This is a genomic window from Rheinheimera sp. EpRS3, from assembly GCF_001513785.1.
Taxonomy (GTDB): domain Bacteria; phylum Pseudomonadota; class Gammaproteobacteria; order Enterobacterales; family Alteromonadaceae; genus Alishewanella.
Map to the genome: position 1 here is coordinate 901620 of NZ_LNQS01000001.1, position 17893 is coordinate 919512.

The window sequence follows — 17893 nt, forward strand, 5'->3', positions numbered from 1 at the left end:
AAATGCCGTATTTTTGCCCTGTCGTCAACGCTTTTTAATAAAAAAACAGCAGCGAAAAATACTACTTTGTCCGCTGCTGTAAACAGGTGAGAGACGACCTGAAAAAAGAGAGCTTTATTGCAACGCCAGTTGTGCTGCTTTTAGCAGTAATTCACTTTCCAACCGGGTTTTGTAGTTGATATGTACATAGTTAAACAGCGCTTCGCCTTTAGTGTTGACGATGTACACCGCCGGTACCGGTAGCACCACTTTTTCAGTGCCGGCTTCAGTGGTGATCAGGCTGCCGAGCTTACCTTTATAAGCGGCAGCAGTTTTATCATCCAGATAATAGGCCAGGCCAAAGGCGCTGCTGGCAGCGAAATTGGCATCAGACAACAGCGTATAGTTCAGCTTTTGGCCGCCGGTGTCGGTTAAGCTTTTATTGATCGACGCTACGCTATCCGGCGTGATGGCAATTAACTGATAGCCTAGCTTATTAAGCTGCGGCATGATATCGCGCAGGGCAGATAGCTGCGCATTGCAATACGGGCACCAACCGCCACGGTAAAATACCAGCACAGCAGGTTTTTGCTGTACAAGCTGCTGCAAGGCAACTGGGTTGTTATCTGCATCGGTTAAGGTGACTGCCGGAATGGTTAAGCCGTTCAGCAGCGGTGTTACCTGCTCAGGTGAGGGAGCAATAGCGGGAGCGGCCAAAAGTTTGATGCTGAACAACATAGCAGCAAACGGAATAAGGTAAATTTTCATAGCGGTTCCTTGTCAGGTTGAGTTGTTTGCCTAACAAAGACAGGGTTAAACCGGTTTTGCTTTCAGCGGCAGAAAAAAAGCCGGTTTTCGTTTTTGTGCGGCGCTGGCGTACAATGCTTTATCAGTTAATAAGACTCTTATCTATGACCAACGAGAAAACAGTACAACAGTTTGATATCAGTATCGTCGGTGGCGGCATGGTCGGCGCGGCTATTGCTGTGGCACTTAGCCAGGCGGGGTTGCAGGTAGCGTTAATAGAAAAGCAGGCGCCGCCGGAGTTTGAGCCAGATAGCGCACCGGATTTGCGTGTATCCTCAATTAATTTGGCCAGCGAAGCCTGGCTGGCAACGCTGGGAGCCTGGCCAGTCTTAGAGCGAATGCGGTTATGTCCGTATCAGCGCCTGCAAGCGTTTGAACAACCGCACAGCATTGTCACCTTTAATGCGGCAGATATTAAACGCAGCCATTTGGGCCATATCGTGGAAAACAATCTGCTGCAGTTGGCGCTGTGGCAGCAGTTCGGCGCGAATGTGCGGCTGTTTTGCCCATCCTCAGTAACGGCACTTGAGCAAACGGCAGATAGCGCCATAGTAACGCTCGACAGTGGCGAGCAGCTTAGCAGTAAGCTGGTGGTAGCCGCCGATGGCGGTAACTCACAACTGCGCCAGTTAGCCGGCATTGGCAGCAATGGCTGGCAATACCGTCAGGCATGCTTGGTCGCCTTAGTGAATACGCCTTACCCGCAGCAAGATGTGACCTGGCAGCAATTTACCCCAAGCGGGCCAAAAGCCTTTTTACCGCTAAGCGGCCAGCAAGGCTCAGTGGTATGGTATGAGGAAGCTACCAAAGTAAAACAGCTGGCGGCACTTAGTCCGGCACAGTTAACGCAGCAGCTGCTTAAAGCCTTCCCGCCACAAATAGGCGAGGTAGAAGTAGTCGCCAGCTCCTGGTTCCCATTGGCACGGATGGATGCGAACCGCTATTACGCCGGCCGTGTGGTATTGGCGGGCGACGCCGCCCATACCATTAACCCACTGGCGGGGCAGGGGGTTAACCTGGGGTTTGCTGATGCTAAACTGCTGACAGAGCTGATTATCGACGCCAGACGGCATAACAACGATATTGGCAGTGCGCAACTGCTGCAAAGCTATCAGCGTAAGCGTAAGCCGGCGAATTTATTAATGATGAGCGCGATGGATGGCTTTTATCAGGTGTTTGGCAATGACATTCCGCCAGTACGTAAATTGCGCCAGTTGGTATTAAGTGTGGCGGCGCGCAGTACTATGCTAAAAACCTTAGTAGCACGTTATGCAGTTGGTTCTGAATAACTGATTGTCAAAGTAGATTGGAACTTTTGCTCAGCGATACGGTTGCAACACCTACAGTGCTCGCCACAGCAACTCGTCCTTATGCCTACGGCAGGACTCAGACACTCTGTGGCTGTGCGCTGCAGGGTTCCAACCTCTCAGCTAAGCAGGTTAGAACTCTTTTGGCGCAGCCGCAGAGTGTCTTCGCAAATGCGAAGCGTGGGTGACAAACTCGTCTGGAACGAGTTTGAACAGCTTCAGCTGGCCCGAAGGGTGTAGGGCAGGATGCCCGGAATAGTTGCTGCGGCGAGCCCAAAAGATGTTGTAACCGGAAAAGTGAGATCAAACCAGAAAGCAAAAACCCAGCCTAAGCTGGGTTTTTCTGTTTAATGGCAGGGGCGGCTGGATTCGAACCAACGCATGGCGGGATCAAAACCCGCTGCCTTACCGCTTGGCTACGCCCCTGCAAAAACTTGTGTGCAACCACTTTATAAGTGGTGCGGAGAGAGAGACTCGAACTCTCACACCTTGCGGCGCTGGAACCTAAATCCAGTGCGTCTACCAATTCCGCCATCCCCGCATGCACAGGTAAAGTTAAGTGGTGGCTACAGCGGGAATCGAACCTGCGACCCCAGCATTATGAGTGCTGTGCTCTAACCAGCTGAGCTATGTAGCCACGCTAACTTGACCTAAGCAAGTGGCGCGTATTATCCAGAACTGCCCCTATAGCGTCAACCGTTTTTTTGCGTTTAAAAATCAATGTTGGTTCGTTTGCCGAATTAATACGCAAAACGCTGGTTTCACAAGCAATAAAAAAGCCGCTGTCGGCAAACAACGGCTTTTTTGACGCTAAAACGTAGTTAAACGTTAAAACGGAAATGCATTACATCGCCATCTTTTACGATGTAGTCTTTACCTTCTAAACGCCACTTACCGGCTTCTTTGGCACCGGCTTCGCCGTTAAATTGGACAAAGTCGTTATAGGCGACCACTTCAGCGCGGATAAAGCCTTTCTCAAAGTCGGTGTGAATAACGCCTGCCGCTTGTGGTGCTGTGGCACCTACTGCAACTGTCCAGGCGCGTACTTCTTTAACACCAGCAGTAAAATAGGTGTGCAGGTTAAGCAGTGAGTAACCGCCACGGATCACGCGGTTTAAGCCGGGTTCTTCTAAGCCCATATCGGCCATAAACTCGGCTTTCTCGTCATCGTCCAGCTCTGCAATTTCAGATTCAATAGCGGCGCATACCGGCACCACTATAGCGCCTTCTTTGTCAGCAATAGCCTGTACTATGTCTAAGTAAGGGTTATTCTCGAAGCCATCGTCCATTACGTTGGCGATATACATCGTCGGTTTAATGGTTAAGAAGTTCATATAGGCAATTAAGGCCTTTTCTTCTTTATCCAGCTCGAGCTGGCGCAATGTGTGGCCTTGCTCTAAATGCACTTTTACTTTTTCCAGCACCGCCATTTCAGCTTTGGCGTCTTTGTCGCCGCCTTTGGCTTTTTTGCTGACACGGAAAATAGCGCGCTCGGCGCTGTCCATATCAGACAATACCAATTCCATATTAATGGTGTCGATATCGTCGGCCGGGTCAATTTTTCCCGCTACGTGAATAATATTTTCGTCGTCAAAGCAGCGTACAACATGGCCAATAGCATCAGTTTCGCGGATATTAGCCAAAAATTTATTGCCCAGGCCTTCGCCCCGCGATGCGCCTTTTACCAAACCGGCGATATCAACAAATTCCATGGTGGTAGGCAGCACGCGCTGTGGGTTAACAATTTGCGCCAGCTTATCCAGTCGCAGATCCGGTACCGGTACTACGCCGGTATTCGGTTCAATAGTACAGAACGGAAAGTTAGCCGCTTCAATGCCTGCCTTGGTTAACGCATTAAACAGGGTGGATTTGCCTACGTTAGGTAAGCCGACGATGCCACATTTGAAACCCATAATTAGTATCCTTTACGTGCTGGAAATTGCTGCGCCTGCTGCTTTAGCCGGCTTTAAAACTGTGCAGGCGGTTTTGTGCTTTAACCAGGCCGTCACGGGCCAGAATATCAAAACAACGCGCTGCTTCATCTATTGTTTGTTCAATCAGGTTTTGTTCACTGGCAGGGGCTTTGCCCAGCACATAACCGGTAACCTGATCTTTATGGCCCGGATGGCCAATACCTAAGCGCAGGCGATAAAAGTTCTGGTTATTACCCAGGCGGGAGATAATATCGCGCAGGCCATTATGACCAGCATGGCCACCACCGAGTTTAAATTTTGCCACACCCGGTTCCAGCGCCATTTCATCATGCGCCACCAGAATTTGTTCAGGTGTCAGCTTGTAAAACTGTGCCATAGCTAGCACGGCTTTACCGCTTAAATTCATATAAGTAGAGGGAATAAGTAACTTGAATTCTTGCCCGGCGCAGACAAACTTGCCGGTATAACCGAAAAACTTCGGCTCGTTTTTTAAGCTGACCTTAAAGGCGTGGGTCAGCTGCTGAACAAACCAGACACCGGCATTGTGCCGTGTCTGGCTGTATTCCGGGCCCGGATTACCCAGGCCCACAATCAACTGAATGGCTGATTGAGTAGTGTCAGACATTACTCAGCAGTTTCAGTTTCTTCTGCATCAGCTGCTTTACCAGCTGGTTTGTTCACAGATACAACGGCTAAGTCATGGCCGGCACCTTTAGTTAACTGAACGAAAGTAACGCCTTTAGGCGCTTTCAGATCAGATAAGTGCAGGGTAGTGCCAACTTCAACGTTGCTCATGTCAACTTCGATAAACTCTGGTAAGTCTTTTGGCAGACAAGAGATTTCGATTTCGTTCGCGCCGTGTACTACTACGCCGCCTTTCTTGACCGGTGCATCTTCGTTTAAGAAGTGGATCGGAACAATAGTGTGCAGCTCGTGGCCAGCTTCAACGCGTTGGAAGTCAACGTGCATGATTTTCGGCTTGAACGGGTGACGTTGCATCGCTTTAACGATAGCTTTTACGTCTTCTTTGCCAACTTTGATAGTCAGAATGTGAGAGTAAAACGCTTCAAAGCTTTGTGCTTTTAACAGTTTAGAATGCTCTAAAGTGATAGAAACCGGGGCTTTGCTACCACCGTAGATGATAGCTGGTACTTTGTCTTCGTGACGCAGGCGGCGGCTCGCACCTTTCCCCGCGTCAGTACGGACTTCTGCATTTAATGTAAAAATTGCATCAGACATGGTGTACTCCAAAAATTAAGGTTTCCCAAGACTCGCGACCAGTCTCAGGCTGGATGCCCTTTTCAGGGGCGCGACATATTACCACCGGACCCTGACGGCTGCAATTGTAAAGTGATGGCAAATTTACCCTAATGCCTGATAGCAGCTATACTCGATGCGTTGTTTAAAAAATAATCAGCTGCGCAGTGGTATGGTTGCAATACTGTCATTTTAGCTAATAGCCGGCATGTAATCAGGAAGTGGCGTATCCACCAGGGTTTTGCGGAGGATGTTATGTTAAGACGGTATTTTGTCAGTGAAGATCTGACCGAGCTCAAAACAGTTGAGCATGAATTGGAACAGCAGGGTATTAATACTGAACAAATACATGTCCTAAGTGAACAGGATGCCAATATCGAGCTGCATCAGTTACCAGAGGTTTCGCCGGTATTAAAAAGTGATGTGGTTCACGCTACAGAACGGGGCGCAATAATTGGGGTCATAGGCGCCTTACTGGTATTGCTTATCGCATATGCATTGGGCTGGACTGGCACGGCAGCTGGCTGGATCCCGTTTATCTTTCTGGCTATTGTGGTGCTGGGGTTTTGTACCTGGGAAGGCGGATTTATTGGCATTCAGGAGCCCAATACTCACTTTAAGCAGTTTAAAGACATTCTTAAACAAGGTAAGCATGTGTTATTTGTTGATGTTGATTTACAAGATGAGGCTATCCTAAACCGTACCATGCGCCGCCATCCCCAATTGCAGCTTGCAGGCAGTGGTGCAGGGACACCCGGTTGGCTAATCAAGGCCCGCGTCCAATTCCGGCGTTTTATTAAAGTCATGCCCTGATTGCATCGGGCTTTTATCTTCGGCAGATAAAAAAACAGCGCCCCGTGAGCGCTGTTTTTTAGCTGAAAAACTTAATCGAACATCGACGAGATAGATTCTTCATTGCTGATACGGCGGATACACTCGGCCAGCATTTCGCTCAACGTCAGTTGGCGTACTTTAGACACCGCCCTCATTTCAGCACTTAGCGGAATGGTGTCGGTGATAATCAGCTCATCGATGACAGAATTGGCAATATTTTCTGCTGCACCACCGGAAAATACCGGGTGGGTGGCATAAGCAAATACGCGCTTTGCGCCTTGCTCTTTTAATGCTTCAGCGGCTTTACATAAGGTGCCGCCGGTGTCGATCATGTCATCAACAATAATACAGTCGCGATCTTTCACATCACCGATAATATGCATTACCTGGGCAATGTTAGCTTTAGGCCGGCGTTTGTCGATAATGGCTAAATCGGCATCGTTCAGCAGTTTGGCAATAGCACGGGCACGCACCACACCACCAATATCCGGTGATACCACTACCGGAGAAGTGAAGCCTTTTTTACGCATATCGTCCAGCAGCACCGGGCTGGCGAACACGTTATCTACCGGCACATCGAAGAAACCCTGAATTTGCTCGGCGTGCAAATCTACCGTTAATACGCGGTCTACGCCTACGCTGGATAAAAAGTCGGCTACTACCTTGGCAGTAATAGGCACCCGCGCAGAACGTACGCGGCGGTCTTGCCGCGCATAACCGAAGTACGGCATTACTGCGGTAATACGGCCGGCAGAGGCACGACGCAGGGCGTCTACCATGACTATCAGTTCCATCAGGTTATCGTTGGTCGGAGCGCAGGTAGATTGGATAATAAACACATCAGAACCACGCACATTTTCATTGATCTGGACACTAACTTCCCCATCACTGAAACGGCCGACTTCGGCATCTCCAAGTTTAATATACAGACGGCTGGCGATTTTACTTGCGAGTTCTGGTATGGCGTTACCAGCGAAAACCTTCATGTCAGGCACGGTAGGATCCTCAGGGCGGTGGTGAGTCCGGTTTATCAATTAACAGCGGCAAAAGCACCGCTGCGGTTACTTATTCGGTATCTGCCAACGCAGCCCACACAGGCGACTGGTTGACCCCTTTGGCAATAAAACCACGCCAGGACGGCGGTAATTGCGCAAGAGCATGCTGAGCACTGGTCTGGTCCGGGAATGCGGCGAACACACTGGCGCCAGTACCCGTCATTTGACACGGCGCGTATTCTACCAACCACTGTAAGGTTATTGCAACAATAGGGTAGAGCTGTTCTACCAAAGGCTGGCAGTCATTGCGCCAGGGTGCTGTTAACACCTGTTCAAAGCCTATAGATGGTGTATTACGTATTAAATCAGGGTGTTGGAAAATCTCTGCTGTGCTGATATGACAATCTGGTGTAACCACCAGGTAAACTTTCTCAGCCATGGGCAGTGGTTGTAATTTTTCCCCTACGCCTTCAGCAAAAGCAGTGTAACCGCGGACAAACAAGGGCACATCGGCACCCAGTTTCAACCCCAGCCCGGCCAGCGTATCGGTGGTTAAATTAAGTTGCCATAATTTATTTAACCCCAGCAAGGTAGTGGCGGCATCAGATGAGCCACCGCCTAAACCTCCACCCATTGGCAGGCGTTTAGCCAGATAAATATCACAGCCTTGTGTGCAGTTGCTGTATTGCTGCAACAGGCGGGCAGCCCGCAGTACCAGGTTTTGTTCGTTGATCAGTTCGCTGTTATTGCAATCAAGCCGGATTTCATCGTCCTGGCGCAGCGTAAATGTCAGTTCATCGCCCACGTCCAGCAATTGAAACAAGGTTTGCAGGTTATGGTAGCCATCCGGGCGGCGGCCGGTAATATGTAAAAATAAATTCAGTTTTGCCACTGCTGGCAGGGTAAGGCGCTTCATTGCCAGCTCCGGATAACAATTTTAATTTGGCTGTCGCTGCTTTGCAGCAGCATGCGTCTGGGCAGCGCCAGACTGTCGGGGAAAAAGCCCTGATACTGCAGCCGCCAGACAATACCGGTGCTGTCAGTTAAATTAAACGCTGTAACCCTACCAAATTCGTCACGCATTATGTCGCGGCCTTTACTGCCGGGTAAGCCTCGCAGCCAAAGCGGCATATCATGCAACGGCATTGACCAGCCCGAGAGTTGCAGCAATAAGGTACTGCTATCTACGGCGCGGTAGGTTTCACCTTTAATAGTAATAGCGCTGCCTTGTTCGGTTTCGCTCAGCTCAAACAGGCTGATACCAAGAAAATTACTTAAACGGGCGTTATAAGTTGCGCTGTCCTGCTGCCAGTGTAAATTACCGCTCAGTGATTCTTCGGGTGTTTTAATACCAACACTGGCCTGCAATGAAAATTGCTGCATAGCCAGTATGTGTTGTTCGCGCTCGTTGGTGCTCAGCGGCGTTTCAGCCGGCGCCGGGCGCTGAAATACGGTACAGGCACTTAGCAATAAAATAACAATGCTGATAAATAACGGACGAATAAACGGATGCACCACACTAAAGTCCTTCACTGAGCTTTCTTCGCTTTTATTAAGTTGGGGCTTTTTGTACAATTCGCCCCCTGACAATTCTGATGATACAGGTGACAGCCATTTTCGCACTCGGCATTAATCATAAAACGGCACCGGTTGCCCTGCGCGAGCAAGTTGCTTTTGCGCCTGAGCAGTTGCCTGAAGCCTTGCGCGAACTGACTACCTTAACCAGTATTTCCGATGCGGTGATTTTATCTACCTGTAACCGCACTGAACTGTATTTTAACGGTACTGCCACCCAAGCGGAACAGGTAATTGCCTGGCTGGCACAATTTCATGCGATTGATGGCAGTGAATTGCAACCGCACTTGTATTTACATCAGGACAATGCTGCCGCCGAGCATCTGATGCAAGTGGCCTCCGGCCTGGATTCATTAGTGCTGGGCGAGCCGCAAATTCTCGGCCAGGTAAAACAGGCTTATAATCAGGCGCGCAGTGCCGGCACCGTTAACCCGCAGTTTGAACGTTTATTCCAAAAAACCTTCGCGGTGGCCAAACAGGTGCGCACCGAGACTGATATTGGTGCCAATGCGGTATCTGTCGCTTATGCGGCGGTAAGCCTGGCCAAGCAAATTTTCGGTAACCTGGCCAAAGTACGGGTGCTGCTGATTGGCGCCGGTGAAACCATTGAGCTGGTAGCTAAGCACTTGCAAGAGCAGGGCGCCGGACAGCTAACGGTAGCTAACCGCACTTATGAGCGGGCGGTGCATTTGGCTGAGCAGTTTTCTGCCTCAGCCATTACATTGGCGCAGGTGCCGTCAACTTTAGCAGATGCAGATATTGTTATCAGTTCTACCGCCAGTACCTTGCCTATTGTTGGTAAAGGTATGGTTGAACAGGCGCTTAAACAGCGCAAGCACAAACCGATGTTTCTGGTTGATTTAGCCGTGCCGCGTGATATTGAGCAGCAAGTGGCAGAGCTGGAGGATGCTTACCTGTATACCGTAGATGATTTACAGTCGATAGTGGCGCAAAACCTGAATAACCGCCTGCAGGCCGCCGAACAGGCCAAGCAAATGATATCGATTGGCGCAGCTGAGTTTGCCCAGTGGTTAACGCTGCAAGGTAGTGTCGACTGGGTGCGCGATTATCGCCAGCGCTGCGAGCAGGTGCGTACAGAATTACTGGCCAAAGCTGCTAACCAGCTGGCCGCCGGGCAAGATGCCGAAAAAGTGCTGGCTGAGCTGTCAACTAAACTGAGTAACCGGCTGATGCATAGCCCAACCAAAGCCATCCGCCAGTTAGTGCAGGATGATGAACCGAACAAACAAACATTGATCAACACTTTGTTAGATCTGTAATCAGGCAAATAAAACACCATGAAAGAATCGGTATACCGCAAGCTGGAAGGCCTGGCTGAGCGCTACGAAGAAGTGCAGGCATTATTAAGTGATGCTGGCGTAATAAGCGATCAAAGCAAATTCCGCGAGCTGTCAAAAGAATACAGCCAACTGGAAGATATCAGCAAAGCTTTTGCCGACTACCAGCAGGCGCAGCAGGATTTAGCCTCGGCTGAAGACATGCAAAAAGACAGCGATCCTGATATGCGTGAAATGGCGCAGGAAGAATATAAAGCAGCCAAAGAACGGATTGAACAACTGGATCAACACCTGCAAATTTTATTGCTGCCCAAAGATCCGAACGACAACAGCAGCTGCTTTTTAGAAATTCGTGCCGGCGCCGGCGGCGATGAAGCGGCTATTTTTGCCGGTGATGTATTTCGTATGTACAGCCGTTTTGCCGAAAAACGCCGCTGGAAGCTCGAAGTTGTCAGCGCCAGTGATGGCGAGCATGGCGGTTATAAAGAAATCATTGCCAGTGTGCAGGGCGAGGGGGCTTACGGTACGCTGAAGTTTGAATCTGGCGGCCACCGCGTGCAGCGGGTACCGGCCACTGAATCACAGGGCCGGGTGCATACCTCAGCCTGTACCGTGGCTATTATGCCGGAAGTGCCGGAAAGCGAAGCGATAGAAATTAATCCGGCCGATTTAAAAGTAGATACGTTCCGCGCCTCCGGTGCCGGTGGCCAGCACGTTAACCGTACCGACTCGGCCATTCGCATTACCCACTTACCTACCGGCATAGTGGTAGAGTGTCAGGACGAACGCTCGCAACATAAAAACCGCGCCCGGGCCATGAGCGTGCTGCAATCACGTATTCAGGCAGCAGAAGATGAAAAACGCCGTTTAGTGGAAGAATCTACCCGCCGCTCGCTAGTGGGCAGTGGCGATCGTTCAGAGCGTATCCGCACTTATAACTTCCCGCAGGGCCGCCTAACCGATCACCGGATTAACCTGACCATTTACCGCTTAAACGAAGTAATGGAAGGCGATTTAGACCAGGTATTAGAGCCGCTGAAACACGAGCATCAGGCCGACTTATTAGCTGCCCTGGCCGACGAGAACCGCTAAGTGCAACAAACAGTGCAGCAAACACTGGCACAGTGGCAAAAACAGGCGCAGCAACAACTCGTAGAAATCAGCCCAACAGCTGATATTGAAGCCCGGTTATGCCTGTGCCATGTGCTTAATGTTAGCAACAGCTATTTATACAGCTACCCCGAGCGCGAACTTAACAGTGCAGAGCTGGCACAGCTAACTGAGCTGCTAAGCGCGCGCTTGCAGGGCCAGCCACTGGCTTATTTGTTTGGTTACTGGCACTTTTTTGACTTACAGCTTGAAGTCGCCCCCAGCACCTTGATCCCGCGGCCAGATACCGAACTGCTGGTAGAACAAGCCTTGGCGCTGCCACTACCAGCACAGGCAACTGTGCTGGATTTAGGCACAGGCACCGGCGCTATTGCGCTGGCACTGGCACATAATAAACCGCAGTGGCAGCTAACCGCGGTAGACTATATTACCGAAGCGGCTGCACTGGCCGAACGCAACCGGAAAAGACTGCAGATAAAAAATTGCAGCGTGGTGCAAAGTAACTGGTTTAGCGCACTGGGCAGCGCAAAGTTTGATCTGATTGTCAGCAACCCGCCGTATATCGACCCGCAGGACCCACATTTAGCCACCCTGCAATATGAGCCGGTTACCGCACTGACTGCCGCGCAACAAGGGCTGGCTGATATTAGCCAGATCATATGCCAGGCGCCGCAGCACCTGAATGCCAATGGCTGGCTTTATCTGGAACATGGCTATAATCAGGCTGATGCTGTGCGGTTATTGCTGCAACAAGCCGGTTTTACCCAGGTTGAGTCAAAGCGTGATTATGGTAATAACTGGCGTATCAGTGGTGGTTGTTTACCAGGTTAAGCGGTTGTTTTTATCCATTTCCTTTGACCCTGCTCTGGATACAGCATATAACTAATTCAGCAATTACTCAGACTAAAGCAAGCTAAAGGAAAAGCGGATGAGCGATGATTTTTTATTTGCCGAAGAGCCAGAACCCATAATCGCAGTGCTTAACGGCAGCTGGAAAGTACTGATTGTTGACGATGAACCTGAAGTGCATGCCGTTACCAAACTGGCGCTGAGTGATTTTACCTTTCAAAGTAAAAACCTGAGCTTTTTCAGTGCTTACTCTGGCAGTGAAGCTAAAGAACTGATTAAACAACACCCCGATACCGCCATTATCTTGCTGGATGTAGTGATGGAAACCGACGATGCCGGTTTGCTGGTAGCACGCTATATCCGTGAAGAGCTGCACAATGAACATGTGCGCATTATTTTACGCACCGGCCAGCCGGGGCAGGCGCCAGAGCGACAGGTAATTATTAACTACGATATTAACGACTATAAATCTAAAACCGAGCTTACCGCGCAAAAACTATTTACCGTTATTATGTCCAGCCTGCGTTCCTACCGCGATATTATGTCACTGGAGCAAAGCCGTCAGGGCCTGGAAAAAATCATTAATGCCTCGGCCGACTTATTTTCATCGCACTCGATGGAGCAGTTTATCGATGGCGTATTACAGCAGCTCACCTCTATTCTTGGCTGTAACGAGGACGCTTTGCTGGTCAGCTCATCGCTGGTGGCGGGTAATGTTGCCGGTGAAGTAACAGATCCACACAACTTAGTGGTATTTGCCGGCCAGGGCGAGTTTGAGAGCAAAGAAGGTAAACCGGTGCAGGAGGTATTGGCGCCCGAGTTAATGGACGCCTTTGATACCGCCCTTAAATCACGCGGTATTGTGTATCGCGACAACTATCTGGTGGCCTACTGCACCAGTAAATTTACCCATGGCTCTTTGCTGTATATTTCTGGCTTGCCGGGCATCATTACCGATAATCAGAAAAAGCTGATTGAGCTATTTTCACAAAATGTGCAAATAGCTTATGAAAATGTGCAGCTGCAGCATGAAATAGAAGACACCCAACGCGAAATTGTTTATCGCCTAAGTGAAGCGGTAGAACATCGCTCTATTGAAACCGGTAATCATGTGAAACGAGTGGCTTTTATTTGTTATGATCTGGCCAAAGCTTATGGCATGCCTGAAGAAGAAGCCGAACGTTTAATGTTTGCTGCGCCGCTGCATGATGTCGGTAAGGTAGGTATTCCGGATGGCATTCTGAATAAACCGGCTAAACTACAAGCGCAGGAATGGGAAGTAATGAAAACCCATACCAGCATTGGCTATGACATATTAAAAAATTCCAAACGCAGTATTATTCAGGCCGGTGCAGTTATCGCGCAGGATCACCACGAAAAATGGGACGGCACAGGCTACCCGGCCGGTAAAAAAGGCGAAGATATTCATATTTACGGCCGTATTGCTGCCTTGGCCGATGTTTATGATGCATTGCGCCACCGGCGCTGTTATAAGTCAGCCTGGCCGCTGGATCAGGTAATGGCAACAATAGAAGCAGAAGCCGGTAAGCAATTTGACCCCAAACTGGTAGAAATATTTAAAAGCCGGGTCGACAAACTGGAAGCAATACTGCAAAAATACCCGGACAGCAACGAGTAACTGCAGCCAGCTTATGCTGGCTGTTTTATTAATAAAGAAAGGACAAGCGTTATGTATATGGCTTATAAGCATTTTCACCTGTTAATGGTGGTGCTCAGTGTTAGTTTTCTGTTAGTGCGTTATGCCATGAGCCTAAAGCCGGCAGCAATGTTACAAACTAAGTTTTTTAAAATAGCGCCACATGTTATTGATACACTGCTGCTGGTAAGTGCCGTGCTGCTAATGATCACACTGCAGCAATATCCGTTTGTGCATGCCTGGCTGACAGAAAAGTTTCTTGCCGTGCTGGCCTATATCGGGCTGGGTGTAATGGCATTTAAAGGCCGCACTGCTGCCATTCGCTGGATTTGCTTTTTAGGTGCGCTGGGTTGGCTGGGCCTGGTACTGCGGGTAGCCATGACCAAACAGCCGGTGTTTTTAACTGCATTCTGATAAGAACATCACAGGCGTTGCGCCTGTGTTTTTAGGAAAAACTATGACTGCGCAAATTATTCAGGTTGGCAGCACGCAAGTGGCTAACCATTTACCTTTCGTGCTGTTTGGCGGCATGAATGTGCTGGAATCACGCGATCTGGCCATGCGTATTGCCGAGCACTATGTGGAAGTCACCACTAAGCTGGGCATTCCCTATGTATTTAAAGCCTCGTTTGACAAGGCTAACCGCTCGTCAGTGCATTCTTACCGGGGCCCGGGTATGGAAGAGGGCTTAAGAATTTTTGAAGAAATTAAGCGTACTTTTAACGTGCCTTTAATTACCGATGTACACGAGCCATACCAGGCCGCACCGGTCGCAGAAGTGGTAGATGTGATCCAATTACCAGCGTTTTTAGCGCGGCAAACCGATTTAGTGGTGGCAATGGCAAAAACCGGCGCGGTAATTAATGTAAAAAAACCGCAGTTTTTAGCGCCGCATGAAATGCGCCATATTATTACCAAGTTTAAAGAAGCCGGTAATGAACAGGTGATCCTGTGCGAGCGAGGCAGTTGTTTTGGTTACAATAACCTGGTGGTAGACATGCTGGGTATGGATGAAATGAAAAACTACGGACCGGTTATTTTTGATGCCACCCACGCATTACAAAAACCCGGTGGCCGCGAAAGCTCGGCCGATGGTCGCCGTGCCCAGGCAGCACAGTTAGCGCGCTCTGGCATGGCATTGGGGCTGGCGGGGTTGTTTATTGAAGCGCACCCGGATCCAAACCAGGCTAAATGTGACGGCCCCTGTGCCTTGCCGTTGGCCAAGCTGGAAGATTATTTACTGCAAATGAAAGCAGTAGATGACTTAGTAAAAAGTTTTGCTCCGCTTGATACAGCCGCCAACTAACCTTAGCTTTTTGCTAAGCTAACCACGCCGCCGCTCTGGCGGCGTTTTACTGTTAATCTTCATAAAACTGCCATTTTCGTCTGACGGGCATCAGGTATGCTGTCATATAACTTTCACTAACGGAGTGAGCTGTTGGTTGATACTGATACCATGCTGCCCGAGCTGGCTCAGCTGCAGCAGTTAATTGATACGGCCCCGCCACAATTACAGGTTGAATTACTTGCCAGCATACCGCATATGGCAGAGCGCCTGCCGTTATATGGTCTGGCTCTTGGCAACCGCAGCGCATCAGCCCCAGCAGTCGTGCTGGTAGGCGGCATTCATGGCTTGGAGCGTATTGGCACACAAGTGGTGTTGGCCTATCTGCAAACTTTACTAAACCGCTTGCCCTGGGATCTTTGCCTGCAACATACGCTGGCACATTGTTGTATTTATTTTATCCCGCTGGTAAACCCGGCCGGCATGGCCAATGGCTGGCGTGCCAATGGTAACAGTGTTGATTTAATGCGCAATGCCCCGGTGGAGTGCGCCGAAGGCGCCGCCTGGCTGGTTGGCGGCCAGCGTATCAGCCGTACCATTCCGTGGCATCGCGGCCGCACCGACAAAATGGAAACAGAAAGCCAGGCCGTAGCCGATTTTATTCAGCGCGAGCTGTTTAACCGGCCCTTTTCGCTGGTGCTGGATTGCCACTCCGGCTTCGGCACTACTGACCGCTTATGGTTTCCTTATGCTAAAAGCAAGCGTCAACCTATCGCACACCTGGCTGAAATGTACCGGCTGCGTGAACTGTTGTTTCAAACCTACCCGCACCAGAATTATATTTTTGAGCCGCAATCGCAACATTATCTTTGTCATGGTGATTTATGGGACTACCTGTATGATTTATCACTGGCGCACAACACCACTATGTTGCCGTTAACACTGGAAATGGGCTCGTGGAACTGGGTGCGAAAAAACCCGTTTCAGCTGTTATCCAGCCTGGGTATGTTTCATCCGGTAAAGCCGCACCGGGTAAAAAGGGTGCTACGCAGCCACCTTATTCTGATTAATTTTCTTATTAACAGCACTATGTCATATCAAAACTGGCTGCCGCAGCTTAACCGCGAGCAGTTGCAGGCACAGGCCAAAGCCTTATGGTATTAGCCGATGCCACACCGGTACTGCTGATCCGTGGTTTAACCCGTGAGCAGCGCCATTGGGGCGAATTCAAACCTTTGCTGGCTAAGGCGATAACCAACCCGGTGCTGAGCTTTGATTTTGCCGGCACAGGCCAGCTATACCAGCAGCGTTCGCCTTGCAGCATCAGCGGTTTGCGCCAGTCAGTGCGCCAGCAATGGTTGCAGGCGCCACAATACAACGGCAGGGTGCATCTGCTGGCTATTTCACTGGGCGGAATGCTGGCGGCCGACTGGGCGGCGCAATATCCGCATGAAGTAGCCTCGGTCACGCTGATTAACAGCAGTGCCAAGCCGTTGTCGCCGTTTTACCGCCGTTTATGCTGGCGTAATTACCCGGCTATTTTACGCAGTATCGTCGTGGGGGCCGCGCAGCGCGAACAGTCTATTTTGCAGTTAACCAGCGCCAGGCCTGCAGAACATACCGACATAGTTGCCAGCTGGCAGTTATGGCAGCAGCAAAGGCCGGTAAGTAAAGTAAATGCCCTGCGCCAATTGTGGGCGGCCAGTCGTTTTGCGGTAACACCCGCGCCGCAATACCCAACATTATTGCTTAGCAGCCTGGGTGATACGCTGGTTAGCCCGCAATGCTCGCTTGATTTAGCCCGCTACTGGCAGTCGGCACATATTCAGCACCCCTGGGCCGGGCACGATTTAGCGCTGGATGACGCACCCTGGCTTGTAGCACAATACCAACAGCACCTTACTGCTATCAGGCAGGCTGGGCGTTAAACTGCGCCACCGAAAAGGGGGTGCTGTTAAGCTGATTTAAGTCAAACTCACTGAGGCAGCGTAGTTTCAGCTCGGCCAGATCAAATTTTTCCAGGTGCCAGTCGTGCACCGCGGGCAAGGCTATTACTTGCATCCCGGCTGCTTTTGCTGCGCTTAGCCCGGTGTACGAGTCTTCAAATACCAGACAGTGCTGTGGCGCTACGCCAAGGTTTTCTGCTGCCAGCAAATAAATATCCGGTGCCGGTTTGCCTTGCTTTACCATCTCTACCGAGCAGTGGGTGTTAAAATAATGGCGGATCTGCAGTTTTTCTAAGGTGGTGTCCATTAAAAAACCGGGAGAGTTAGTCGCAAGGCCAGTAGGTATTGCCGCTTGCTTTAGCCGGTTTAGTAACGGCAACAAGCCTTTTTTTGCTACACCTTGCTGCTGTATCTGCGTGGCAACATGTTGCAATACAGCTTGCTCGGCTTCATCCAGTGACATAGAAGACCACGGCGACTGCTGGTACCAGTGCGCAGTAACGGCCTTGGTGGTCATGCCTACGGTTTGCTGCTGACGCTGTGGGCAAATCGTTACGCCAAGGCTGCCAAATACCTCAAGCTCAGCCTGATGCCACATAGGCTCTGAATCAATCAGTACGCCGTCCATATCAAAAATAACTGCCTGGATCATAGTATTCCTGCTGTTGTCTCTGCTGTGTTACAAGGCAAAACTCAGATGAGGTTTACCGGCAATATACGCACAGCGAAAGGTATCAAAGTAGTATTGCAATGCTGTGGCAGCGCTATTATCGTTCGCCAGCTTCAGTTCTTCAATGGCAACTCCCATTCACCCCAATCACTTGGTTTAACCTTGATGTTAACCCAAGCGCATTTGCAGTTTATCGCCGCCAATTTCAATAATATCGCCGGCGTTAATTTGCCGGCGTTTGCGGGTTTCTACTTCGCCATTCACTTTTACCAAACCGCTGTCTATGGCTGCTTTTGCTTCGCCGCCACTGCTAAGCAGGCCCTCAAATTTGAGTATTTTATACAGCTCTACCGCGGGTTTACTCAGTATTACATCACGCATGTCAGATCC

Annotated in this window: 20 protein-coding genes and 3 tRNA genes; 10 read left to right on the forward strand and 13 right to left on the reverse strand. The window is 50.0% G+C overall.

Annotation, left to right across the window (positions count from 1 at the left end; all coding sequences use genetic code 11):
- Positions 1–114 precede the first annotated feature (114 nt).
- Positions 115–747, reverse strand: a complete 633-nt coding sequence (locus tag AR688_RS03875) for a peroxiredoxin-like family protein (RefSeq protein WP_068229390.1) — start codon at positions 745–747, stop codon at positions 115–117.
- Between the two features lie 143 nt (positions 748–890).
- On the opposite strand from AR688_RS03875, the gene AR688_RS03880 reads away from it, so the two are divergent.
- The gene (locus AR688_RS03880) at positions 891–2075 is read left to right on the forward strand and encodes an FAD-dependent oxidoreductase (RefSeq protein WP_068231154.1); all 1185 of its coding nucleotides are present in this window, start codon (positions 891–893) and stop codon (positions 2073–2075) included.
- Positions 2076–2444: 369 nt separating this feature from the next.
- On the opposite strand, the gene AR688_RS03885 is transcribed toward AR688_RS03880, so the two are convergent.
- From AR688_RS03885 to AR688_RS03910, 6 genes are all read right to left on the reverse strand, one after another.
- Positions 2445–2519: transfer RNA gene (locus tag AR688_RS03885), tRNA-Gln, on the reverse strand.
- A gap of 30 nt (positions 2520–2549) precedes the next feature.
- Positions 2550–2634 (reverse strand) — tRNA-Leu (locus tag AR688_RS03890).
- A 19-nt stretch (positions 2635–2653) separates the two neighbouring features.
- Positions 2654–2730: transfer RNA gene (locus tag AR688_RS03895), tRNA-Met, on the reverse strand.
- A gap of 184 nt (positions 2731–2914) precedes the next feature.
- Complete coding sequence (ychF, locus tag AR688_RS03900; protein ID WP_068229396.1) at positions 2915–4006, reverse strand: redox-regulated ATPase YchF; 1092 nt, start codon at positions 4004–4006, stop codon at positions 2915–2917.
- 43 nt (positions 4007–4049) lie between these two features.
- The gene (pth, locus tag AR688_RS03905; RefSeq protein ID WP_068229399.1) at positions 4050–4652 is read right to left on the reverse strand and encodes an aminoacyl-tRNA hydrolase; all 603 of its coding nucleotides are present in this window, start codon (positions 4650–4652) and stop codon (positions 4050–4052) included.
- Positions 4652–5266 (reverse strand): 50S ribosomal protein L25/general stress protein Ctc, encoded by a 615-nt coding sequence (locus AR688_RS03910; protein ID WP_068229401.1) that lies wholly within the window; start codon positions 5264–5266, stop codon positions 4652–4654. The genes pth and AR688_RS03910 overlap by 1 nt, the downstream gene beginning before the upstream one ends.
- A gap of 273 nt (positions 5267–5539) precedes the next feature.
- Here AR688_RS03910 and AR688_RS03915 point away from each other — a divergent pair, with 273 nt between their 5' ends.
- Positions 5540–6097 (forward strand): NAD/FAD-utilizing enzyme, encoded by a 558-nt coding sequence (locus AR688_RS03915; protein ID WP_068229405.1) that lies wholly within the window; start codon positions 5540–5542, stop codon positions 6095–6097.
- A gap of 71 nt (positions 6098–6168) precedes the next feature.
- On the opposite strand, the gene AR688_RS03920 is transcribed toward AR688_RS03915, so the two are convergent.
- The 3 genes from AR688_RS03920 to lolB all read right to left on the reverse strand — a co-directional run bounded on the left by AR688_RS03920 (position 6169) and on the right by lolB (position 8688).
- Positions 6169–7104 carry a ribose-phosphate pyrophosphokinase gene (locus AR688_RS03920; protein ID WP_331458820.1) on the reverse strand — a complete coding sequence of 312 codons (936 nt, stop codon included), beginning with the start codon at positions 7102–7104 and terminating at the stop codon, positions 6169–6171.
- A 79-nt stretch (positions 7105–7183) separates the two neighbouring features.
- Positions 7184–8029 (reverse strand): 4-(cytidine 5'-diphospho)-2-C-methyl-D-erythritol kinase, encoded by an 846-nt coding sequence (gene ispE, locus AR688_RS03925; protein WP_068229411.1) that lies wholly within the window; start codon positions 8027–8029, stop codon positions 7184–7186.
- The gene (gene lolB, locus AR688_RS03930; RefSeq protein WP_231731931.1) at positions 8026–8688 is read right to left on the reverse strand and encodes a lipoprotein insertase outer membrane protein LolB; all 663 of its coding nucleotides are present in this window, start codon (positions 8686–8688) and stop codon (positions 8026–8028) included. Before lolB ends, ispE begins: the two co-directional genes overlap by 4 nt.
- Positions 8689–8708: 20 nt before the next feature.
- On the opposite strand from lolB, the gene hemA reads away from it, so the two are divergent.
- From hemA to AR688_RS03970, 8 genes are all read left to right on the forward strand, one after another.
- On the forward strand, positions 8709–9968 hold the full coding sequence (hemA, locus tag AR688_RS03935) for a glutamyl-tRNA reductase (protein ID WP_068229414.1): 1260 nt from the start codon (positions 8709–8711) through the stop codon (positions 9966–9968).
- Between the two features lie 18 nt (positions 9969–9986).
- Entirely contained in the window at positions 9987–11078 is a 1092-nt protein-coding gene (gene prfA, locus AR688_RS03940) for a peptide chain release factor 1 (protein ID WP_068229417.1), read from the forward strand.
- On the forward strand, positions 11079–11927 hold the full coding sequence (gene prmC, locus AR688_RS03945; RefSeq protein WP_231731938.1) for a peptide chain release factor N(5)-glutamine methyltransferase: 849 nt from the start codon (positions 11079–11081) through the stop codon (positions 11925–11927). It begins immediately after the preceding gene.
- 97 nt (positions 11928–12024) lie between these two features.
- Entirely contained in the window at positions 12025–13584 is a 1560-nt protein-coding gene (locus tag AR688_RS03950; RefSeq protein ID WP_068229420.1) for a response regulator, read from the forward strand.
- Between the two features lie 51 nt (positions 13585–13635).
- Positions 13636–14016 (forward strand): SirB2 family protein, encoded by a 381-nt coding sequence (locus AR688_RS03955; protein ID WP_068229423.1) that lies wholly within the window; start codon positions 13636–13638, stop codon positions 14014–14016.
- 43 nt (positions 14017–14059) lie between these two features.
- Positions 14060–14908 (forward strand): 3-deoxy-8-phosphooctulonate synthase, encoded by an 849-nt coding sequence (gene kdsA, locus AR688_RS03960; RefSeq protein WP_068229426.1) that lies wholly within the window; start codon positions 14060–14062, stop codon positions 14906–14908.
- Between the two features lie 132 nt (positions 14909–15040).
- The gene (locus AR688_RS03965; protein ID WP_231731940.1) at positions 15041–16051 is read left to right on the forward strand and encodes a M14 family zinc carboxypeptidase; all 1011 of its coding nucleotides are present in this window, start codon (positions 15041–15043) and stop codon (positions 16049–16051) included.
- A complete protein-coding gene (locus AR688_RS03970; RefSeq protein WP_068229428.1) occupies positions 16042–16815 on the forward strand; it encodes an alpha/beta fold hydrolase in 774 nt (257 codons plus the stop codon). Before AR688_RS03965 ends, AR688_RS03970 begins: the two co-directional genes overlap by 10 nt.
- Here AR688_RS03970 and hxpB read toward each other — a convergent pair.
- Genes hxpB through AR688_RS03980 form a run of 3 tightly spaced genes read right to left on the reverse strand, consistent with a single transcriptional unit; the run spans position 16796 to position 17884 of the window.
- Complete coding sequence (gene hxpB, locus AR688_RS03975; protein WP_068229431.1) at positions 16796–17485, reverse strand: hexitol phosphatase HxpB; 690 nt, start codon at positions 17483–17485, stop codon at positions 16796–16798. The two genes, AR688_RS03970 and hxpB, sit on opposite strands and share 20 nt — an antisense overlap.
- A 27-nt stretch (positions 17486–17512) precedes the next feature.
- On the reverse strand, positions 17513–17641 hold the full coding sequence (locus AR688_RS20590; protein WP_269433677.1) for a hypothetical protein: 129 nt from the start codon (positions 17639–17641) through the stop codon (positions 17513–17515).
- A 30-nt stretch (positions 17642–17671) separates the two neighbouring features.
- Positions 17672–17884 (reverse strand): RNA-binding S4 domain-containing protein, encoded by a 213-nt coding sequence (locus AR688_RS03980; protein WP_068229434.1) that lies wholly within the window; start codon positions 17882–17884, stop codon positions 17672–17674.
- Positions 17885–17893: the final 9 nt, after the last annotated feature.

What these genes read in the sequence shown, in the direction of transcription:
- AR688_RS03875 (WP_068229390.1), bottom strand. Translation starts at nt 747, where the DNA reads ATGAAAATTTACCTTATTCCGTTTGCTGCTATGTTGTTCAGCATCAAA.
- AR688_RS03880 (WP_068231154.1), top strand. Translation starts at nt 891, where the DNA reads ATGACCAACGAGAAAACAGTACAACAGTTTGATATCAGTATCGTCGGT.
- ychF (WP_068229396.1), bottom strand. Translation starts at nt 4,006, where the DNA reads ATGGGTTTCAAATGTGGCATCGTCGGCTTACCTAACGTAGGCAAATCC.
- pth (WP_068229399.1), bottom strand. Translation starts at nt 4,652, where the DNA reads ATGTCTGACACTACTCAATCAGCCATTCAGTTGATTGTGGGCCTGGGT.
- AR688_RS03910 (WP_068229401.1), bottom strand. Translation starts at nt 5,266, where the DNA reads ATGTCTGATGCAATTTTTACATTAAATGCAGAAGTCCGTACTGACGCG.
- AR688_RS03915 (WP_068229405.1), top strand. Translation starts at nt 5,540, where the DNA reads ATGTTAAGACGGTATTTTGTCAGTGAAGATCTGACCGAGCTCAAAACA.
- AR688_RS03920 (WP_331458820.1), bottom strand. Translation starts at nt 7,104, where the DNA reads ATGAAGGTTTTCGCTGGTAACGCCATACCAGAACTCGCAAGTAAAATC.
- ispE (WP_068229411.1), bottom strand. Translation starts at nt 8,029, where the DNA reads ATGAAGCGCCTTACCCTGCCAGCAGTGGCAAAACTGAATTTATTTTTA.
- hemA (WP_068229414.1), top strand. Translation starts at nt 8,709, where the DNA reads ATGATACAGGTGACAGCCATTTTCGCACTCGGCATTAATCATAAAACG.
- prfA (WP_068229417.1), top strand. Translation starts at nt 9,987, where the DNA reads ATGAAAGAATCGGTATACCGCAAGCTGGAAGGCCTGGCTGAGCGCTAC.
- AR688_RS03950 (WP_068229420.1), top strand. Translation starts at nt 12,025, where the DNA reads ATGAGCGATGATTTTTTATTTGCCGAAGAGCCAGAACCCATAATCGCA.
- AR688_RS03955 (WP_068229423.1), top strand. Translation starts at nt 13,636, where the DNA reads ATGTATATGGCTTATAAGCATTTTCACCTGTTAATGGTGGTGCTCAGT.
- kdsA (WP_068229426.1), top strand. Translation starts at nt 14,060, where the DNA reads ATGACTGCGCAAATTATTCAGGTTGGCAGCACGCAAGTGGCTAACCAT.
- AR688_RS03970 (WP_068229428.1), top strand. Translation starts at nt 16,042, where the DNA reads ATGGTATTAGCCGATGCCACACCGGTACTGCTGATCCGTGGTTTAACC.
- hxpB (WP_068229431.1), bottom strand. Translation starts at nt 17,485, where the DNA reads ATGATCCAGGCAGTTATTTTTGATATGGACGGCGTACTGATTGATTCA.
- AR688_RS20590 (WP_269433677.1), bottom strand. Translation starts at nt 17,641, where the DNA reads ATGGGAGTTGCCATTGAAGAACTGAAGCTGGCGAACGATAATAGCGCT.
- AR688_RS03980 (WP_068229434.1), bottom strand. Translation starts at nt 17,884, where the DNA reads ATGCGTGATGTAATACTGAGTAAACCCGCGGTAGAGCTGTATAAAATA.